The organism is Halalkalibacter oceani, from assembly GCF_040544555.1.
In the GTDB taxonomy this organism is placed as follows: domain Bacteria; phylum Bacillota; class Bacilli; order Bacillales; family Bacillaceae_D; genus Halalkalibacter; species Halalkalibacter oceani.
The window spans coordinates 78,199-84,789 of sequence record NZ_JBEPKD010000017.1; the positions used below are offsets into that span (position 1 = coordinate 78,199).

Annotated in this window: 5 protein-coding genes and 1 pseudogene; 5 read left to right on the top strand and 1 reads right to left on the bottom strand. The window is 45.5% G+C overall.

Going from position 1 to position 6,591, the window contains the following annotated elements; translation table 11 throughout:
* Nucleotides 1-7 precede the first annotated feature (7 nt).
* Nucleotides 8-1,309, top strand: coding sequence for a protoglobin domain-containing protein (locus tag ABMB67_RS16625; protein ID WP_354572754.1), 1,302 nt, complete (start codon nt 8-10; stop codon nt 1,307-1,309).
* Between the two features lie 101 nt (nt 1,310-1,410).
* On the opposite strand, the gene ABMB67_RS16630 is transcribed toward ABMB67_RS16625, so the two are convergent.
* Nucleotides 1,411-3,546, bottom strand: a complete 2,136-nt coding sequence (locus ABMB67_RS16630) for an ATP-dependent Clp protease ATP-binding subunit (protein WP_354572755.1) — start codon at nt 3,544-3,546, stop codon at nt 1,411-1,413.
* Nucleotides 3,547-3,795: 249 nt separating this feature from the next.
* On the opposite strand from ABMB67_RS16630, the gene ABMB67_RS16635 reads away from it, so the two are divergent.
* The 4 genes and pseudogenes from ABMB67_RS16635 to ABMB67_RS16650 all read left to right on the top strand — a co-directional run bounded on the left by ABMB67_RS16635 (nt 3,796) and on the right by ABMB67_RS16650 (nt 6,393).
* Nucleotides 3,796-4,548: a sulfite exporter TauE/SafE family protein gene (locus ABMB67_RS16635; RefSeq protein WP_354572756.1), complete on the top strand. Its 753-nt coding sequence runs from the start codon at nt 3,796-3,798 to the stop codon at nt 4,546-4,548.
* A gap of 235 nt (nt 4,549-4,783) precedes the next feature.
* Nucleotides 4,784-5,005 (top strand): annotated as a pseudogene (locus ABMB67_RS16640) (transposase); the annotation flags it as partial.
* A gap of 91 nt (nt 5,006-5,096) precedes the next feature.
* The gene (locus ABMB67_RS16645) at nt 5,097-5,675 is read left to right on the top strand and encodes a hypothetical protein (protein WP_251222554.1); all 579 of its coding nucleotides are present in this window, start codon (nt 5,097-5,099) and stop codon (nt 5,673-5,675) included.
* A gap of 133 nt (nt 5,676-5,808) precedes the next feature.
* Nucleotides 5,809-6,393 carry a hypothetical protein gene (locus ABMB67_RS16650; RefSeq protein ID WP_354572757.1) on the top strand — a complete coding sequence of 195 codons (585 nt, stop codon included), beginning with the start codon at nt 5,809-5,811 and terminating at the stop codon, nt 6,391-6,393.
* The last annotated feature ends 198 nt before the right edge of the window (nt 6,394-6,591 follow it).

A 6,591-nucleotide genomic window follows, 5' to 3' on the forward strand; every position in this document is an offset into this window, starting at 1 on the left:
GAGAAAAGTGAATTTGTTTGGAAGCAGGAAAAGAAACAACAAGCCAAAAAGGTGGCTCAATAATCATCAAGTTGATGTCCTTATTGAGATCGAAGATGAAAGCATGCAGGACAAGCTGGCGATGATTCAATTAACAGAGGAGGATTTAAAAGCGATAAAACAAGTAAAGCCGTTAATCGAGCAGCATAGCGGGAGGTTAGTAAAGACGTTTTACGAAAAAATGCTGCAAACAAATGAATTAAGAGAGATGATTGAGCAGCATACAGAGGTTGCCAAACTGGAAAAAACGTTGCAACTGCATTTGATAGAATTGTTTCATTGCCGAATCGATCAAGCCTTTCTTGAAAAGAGAGTACGAGTCGCTCAAATCCACTATCGGATCGGGTTACAGCCGGCCTGGTACATGGGCGCGTTCCAAAATTTACAGCAGGCGCTATTTTCTCTCATTAGCAAAGAAGTGGAGATCGAAACGGAGCGTTATACGATCATCTCAGCTATGAACAAGCTGCTAAGCTTTGAACAGCAAATCGTATTGGAAGCGTATGAGAAGGAGACGGTGGCCAAAATTCACGGGCGCTACGACGAAGGGAAAAAAGACTTGCGCAACAAAATTTTAATCGTCAGTGAAGGCCTGGTCGCTCTGGCTGAAGAAACACAGGCCGCAACCAAAGTGCTAACTACGAACCTGGCGGCGATTAATGACAAAACCGGTGAAAGCAATGCAACATTTATGACAGCTACATCAAAGAGCGTGGAGGGAGAGAATACACTCCGGGCGATGCTCGAAAAGATTCGTTCAATTGAAAAATACACGGAGGATATGAATAAAGCGATCGGCCAGCTTAGTTCCTCGACGACAGAAATTACGAATGTCATTACACTCGTGAAAGGAATTGCCGACCAAACCAATTTGCTGGCGCTAAATTCGGCAATCGAAGCGGCCCGTGCCGGCGAACATGGTAAAGGCTTCGCCGTTGTGGCCGACGAAGTGAGAAAACTGGCCGAGCAGACGAAAAATTCCATCGGACAAATTCAAACATTAATCGAGAACTCCAACCAATTGACTGGACTAGTAATTGATTCCTTGCAGCAAGTGGAAGGAGCTGTCTTGACAGGATTGAACGCATCCGAAAATATGCAGGAAATGTATCAGGACATCGTGCGCTCGATCGATCAAAGCGGCCGGACTCTTGGCAATGTGAAGGAGAAGATGGAAGAGCTGATGATGGCCGTCATGGAAATTGAAAAAGCAAGCTTTGAGGTCGCGACCTCAGCCGAGGATCTTAACGGGGCCGTGGCGGAGGCGTAAAGCGCTCCCCGGCAGCAAAAAAGGCAGACGCAATCGGAAAAATTCCTTTTGAGTCTGCCTCTACTTGTTTTGCCAAAAAGGAGAGAAACAGCTGCTACAGCTTACGTAGCAGCGGCTACATAAATCTCTCCATCTTTCACGGTTACATCAATAGCGTGAATCGTCTCTTCTTCGAGCACGAGGTCGGTGATTCTGTCTTCGAGCTGGTCCTGAATCGCGCGTCTCAGTGGACGTGCGCCGAACGCCTGGTGGTAGCCGAGCTCGACCAGCTTTTCCTTCGCTTCGGTTGAAACGGATAAGGAAATCTGCTGTTCAGCAAGGCTTTGCTGAAGTTCATTCAGCATCAGATCAACAATCTGGACAAGCTCTTCTTTGTTCAGATGATTGAATTCAATGATCGCGTCAAAGCGATTTAAGAATTCCGGCTTGAAGTAAGCGGAGAGCGAATCAAGCACGGAAGTTTGCTTGACGGCATCGGTCGCGCCGAAGCCGACGGTGATTTTTTTGTCCGTGATCCCGGCATTGCTTGTCATAATAATGACGGTATCCTTGAAGCTGACCGTGCGTCCCTGGCTGTCTGTCAGGCGGCCATCCTCCAAAATTTGCAAAAACATATGCTGGACATCGGGATGCGCCTTTTCAATTTCGTCGAGAAGAATGATGGAATACGGATTGCGGCGCACTTTCTCGGTTAATTGCCCGGCTTCTTCATGGCCGACATAGCCAGGAGGGGAGCCGATTAATTTCGAGACGGCGTGCTTTTCCATATACTCACTCATATCAAGACGGACAAGCGCCTCCTTCGAGCCGAACAATTCTTCCGCCAATGACTTTGTCAGCTCTGTTTTCCCGACGCCGGTAGGTCCGACAAAAAGGAAGGAACCGATCGGCCGGTGCTTTGCTTTCAGCCCTGCCCGGGAACGGCGGATCGCCTTGGCGACTTTTTCGACAGCTTCCTTTTGCCCAATGACCTTTTTGCTGAGGTTTTCCGCTAAATGCTTAAGCTTTGCCGAGTCATCGGCCTGCAATTTTCCGACCGGAATACCGGTTTTCTTGGCGATGATCGCTTCAATATCCGCAACCTCAATCGCAGCTTTCACATCTTCTTTTGACTGAAGACGGGCTTCAAGCGCGGCCTCCTCGTCACGCAGCTTGGCGGCTGCTTCATAATTTTCGTCCTGAAGCGCTTTTTTCTTTTCATGCTCCAGTTCGGCCAACCGCTTTTCAATTTCATCGCTGCTTGTCACACCAGCTTCTAAATTTTTCTTTGAGCCTGCTTCATCCAGCAGGTCAATTGCTTTATCTGGCAAAAAGCGATCCTGAATGTAGCGGTCTGACAGGTTGACGCAGGCTGCCAAGGCGTCATCCGTATACTGAACGTTATGATAAGCTTCGTATTTTTCCTTTAATCCTTGTAAAATCTCAATGGCCTGTTCCGCTGTCGGTTCGTCGACCTTAACGGGCTGGAAGCGGCGTTCCAGCGCGGCATCCTTCTCGATTGCGCGGTATTCTTTTAACGTTGTCGCCCCGACGACCTGCAGCTCACCGCGGGCGAGAGCCGGCTTGAGAATGTTTCCGGCATCCATTGAACCTTCCGCTGAGCCGGCGCCGACGAGTAAATGAATTTCATCGATAAATAAAATAATGTTTTTGCGGCTTTGCAGCTCGGCAATCAGCTGCTGCATCCGCTCTTCAAATTGACCGCGAATGCCCGTGTTGGCGACGAGCGAAGCGACATCAAGCAAATAAACCTCTTTGTTCTTAAGCTTGGATGGGACGGTCCCTTCATGAATGTTTAACGCCAAGCCTTCGATAATCGCTGTTTTTCCGACGCCTGGTTCGCCGATTAACACCGGGTTATTTTTGTTGCGGCGATTTAAAATTTCAATCACGCGCGCGACCTCATCATCGCGGCCGACTACCGGATCGAGCAGGCCGGCTTTTGCCGCTTGTGTCAGATTACGGCCATATTGATCCAAAAAGCCGCCACCGCCGCGTCCTCCTTGCTGAACAGCCGCAGCTCCTTCATTTCCGGTTGGGTGTGCTCCGCCGAATTGTTTAAACAATTCATCAAACGACATTGGCGAAAACCCGCCTCCAAATCCGGAAGGAATCTTTGAGCCGGCTTGTAACGATTGATAGCATGTATGGCATAAAAGGAGCTGGTGAACATCTTGATTCAATTGAAATCTCACATTTACGGTTGCCTCACGTTGGTTGCAATGTTGACATTTCATCTGATAGACCCTCCTTGAATTAGTTTGACTTTGACTATCTTTGACTATATTATACTTTGACCTTTTTTGACTTTCAAGTGGGTTGCTCAAATTTTTACGAAATAAAGAGAAAACGAAAAAGAAAAGAGCAAATTCAGGCGAAAATCGACTGCTAGAGTCATGTTTTCGACATGTTTAGCGAGTCTCATGAATAATGTAGTGGTATACTGGTAGAGGTTGTGAAGAGGAGAGAAGGAGAGGGAGAGTTGTATGTTAGAGTTGAGCTGGTTTCAGATTGTCCTTGTCGGCATCTGTGCCATCTTTATTGGGATTGCCAAAACGGGCCTGCCGGCGTTAACGATTCTCGTTGTCGCGACAATGGCTTCGATTTTTCCGGCGCGCGATTCAATTGGAATCAGTCTGCCGATGCTGATTACCGCTGATTTGATTGCGGTCGCCTATTATCGTCATACGGTCCACTGGAAAACGTTGCTGCGAATGCTGCCTTGGGTTCTCGGAGGTCTGGCCGCCGGCTACGTGCTATTATTTTTTGTCACCGTAAGCAGACCGATTGAAATTATTTTAGGACTTATTATCATTAGTATGGTTAGTTTGCAAATATACCGGGCAAAAGCTGGGGCGAAATGGCTAACGAATATACCGCAATCGAAGCTGTTTATCGGCGTAATGGGAACTTTGGCCGGTTTTACAACAATGATAGGAAACGCAGCCGGGCCCGTGATGGCTATTTTTTTATTGGCGCTCGCTTTGCCGAAGAACGTCTTTATCGGCACTGGCGCGTGGTTCTTTTTAGCGGTTAATTTGATTAAAGTGCCGCTGTACGTGAATCTCGATTTAATTACTGGAGAAACGTTTCTCTTTTATTTATGGTTTATTCCGATCATTCTGCTCGGTTCGTTGATCGGCATCAAAGCACTGCCCTATATCCCGCAGAAAAATTTCAACCTGATCATCATGGTTCTGGCAGGCATCGGCGGCATCCGGCTTTTGCTGCCGTGGTGACATTTAATACACTGAGAAAAATCCTGTTACAGCAGGATTTTTTGGTAGAAGGATTTGTCACGATCCAGAGCTTCGAACCCGCTCCCGGGATGGGGGGCACGCTTTCCGCAGGAGGGCGTTGAACTAACCGGCCCGGCCGGTGGATTTCAACCTGCCCTCTCCTCCTGCAGGAGTCGGCCCTCCCACCCCGTCCGCTTTGCCTAAGGGGAAAAAAGGGGGTTGCTTGACCGTAAAGAGAGAGATCTATGTAAGACGGAAAGCAACGATTGCACGTGTCTTTGCAGAAACAAAAGCATGGGGTGCGTTTGACAAACCTGAAAGGGTTGGAAAAAAATTCGATGCAGGCGATGCTTGTTTTTGCTGCCATGGACCTAAAAAAATTATCGACTGGCACTGGAGAAACACATATCCTCCAGTGTCACTAACCCAAAAGAGACAAGTTTTGTCTACGGTCTGAAAAATCCTGTTCCAGCAGGATTTTTTTCTTTGAGAAAGAAGTAGAATTAACTCTCTATTTGCAGCAATAATTTAAGGAGAGGGGAGCTTATATGGAAAATACGTTGCTAATGAAAATAGAAGCCAGTTATACGTTGAATTTTTTAGTGTATATCCAAAATATCTTTCTAAATCGCCAACAAAATAAGGATGAATGGAAATTTCCCTACCTGCCATCAAGAGGTGAATTTCAAGAAGACTTTGAAATGCGGTATCGAGAGGTGTGGAGTGAAGTAGCAAGGCGGATTTCTGAAAATCCAATAAATGACCTGGAAATTTTCAGAGAGAAAAGCTTATTTTATCAGCGCTTGTTCGCTCAATGCGAGAGGACGTTAAAAGAATATGAGGATATTTATCACTCCTTTAACGTCTGGTGGCAAAGCCTGGCCGGGCAATTTGCTGTGGAAAGTTCAATTTCTGAACAGGGACAGACGATTTACACGCAGGTAGCAGAATGGCTACTGGAAAAAGGCATCACGCCGCAGAAGGAATTGACGATCAGTTTGCTTTATGACGATTGTTTACTGGCTGATTTCGATTTCTCCTCGTATTTCGCAGCAATTTCTATCCGCGATTTTCTTGTGGAAAAAGAATTAATCGATAAGCTGACGGGAACGTTTTTCACTAAATAGGGCGGGTTTATTTAATAAGAAATCACAAAAGGGAGAGCATTTACTATAAAATAAGATTTACGTATTAATGTAAAAATTTAAGTAGATGTACATATATAGTATACTAAAGTGGGAAAGAAGAAGGGAGATAAGAATGGCTAACATTATTTTGCACAGTATCATGATTTTCTTTTTAATGGGGTGTGGGTCTTCTAATCAATCTGCAGATAATACGTCTTTAAACATAGCTGATTTTTATGGGGAATACACATTTGAGGAAGTTGCGTATATGCGCAAATATTCTGGAAAAAGTGAAGAAGACTATCAAAATGACGTAAAAGCAGTAACAGAAATGTTCACAGATGTAGAGTTTTCCATAGGAGAGAGTTATTTTTCTGAAACCTCAGGAACATTTGGAGAAAACCCAGCAGAAGGATTTGAATTCATCACCATGAAGGACTACGATGATAAATATTATGATGAGGTAGGCGGGGAAAACCTTGAGAATTTTGAGGGCTTGAGTTCTCTATTTGATTATGATGAGATTAAAAAAGAATTAGATGTTGATGAGATCGAACATTATATTATGTATGTAGAAGATGGGGTTTTGTCCAATCCTGCGTTTTATATTACAAATAACGATATTTATGTTGCGATGGAAACGATATCCACCGGCGAAACAGAGGATAGTGTAAAGGGATATACCCATTATTTATTGAAGCTTAAAGAAAAAGAATAATGGTCTTCAATTGGATGACATCCTACATAAAAAGGCTGTGACGGCTCTACTCATTGCTTAGGGGCTGGGAAAAAGGTTGTTTTATACCTTTTCCCAGCCCCTCTTAGTGCGCCACGCATGGCGCGTAGCTAGGCGGTGAAAGTCCGCTATGGGGGCTGGCAGTTGCCAACCATTAGCCAAGAGCAAGGGTGTCCATCG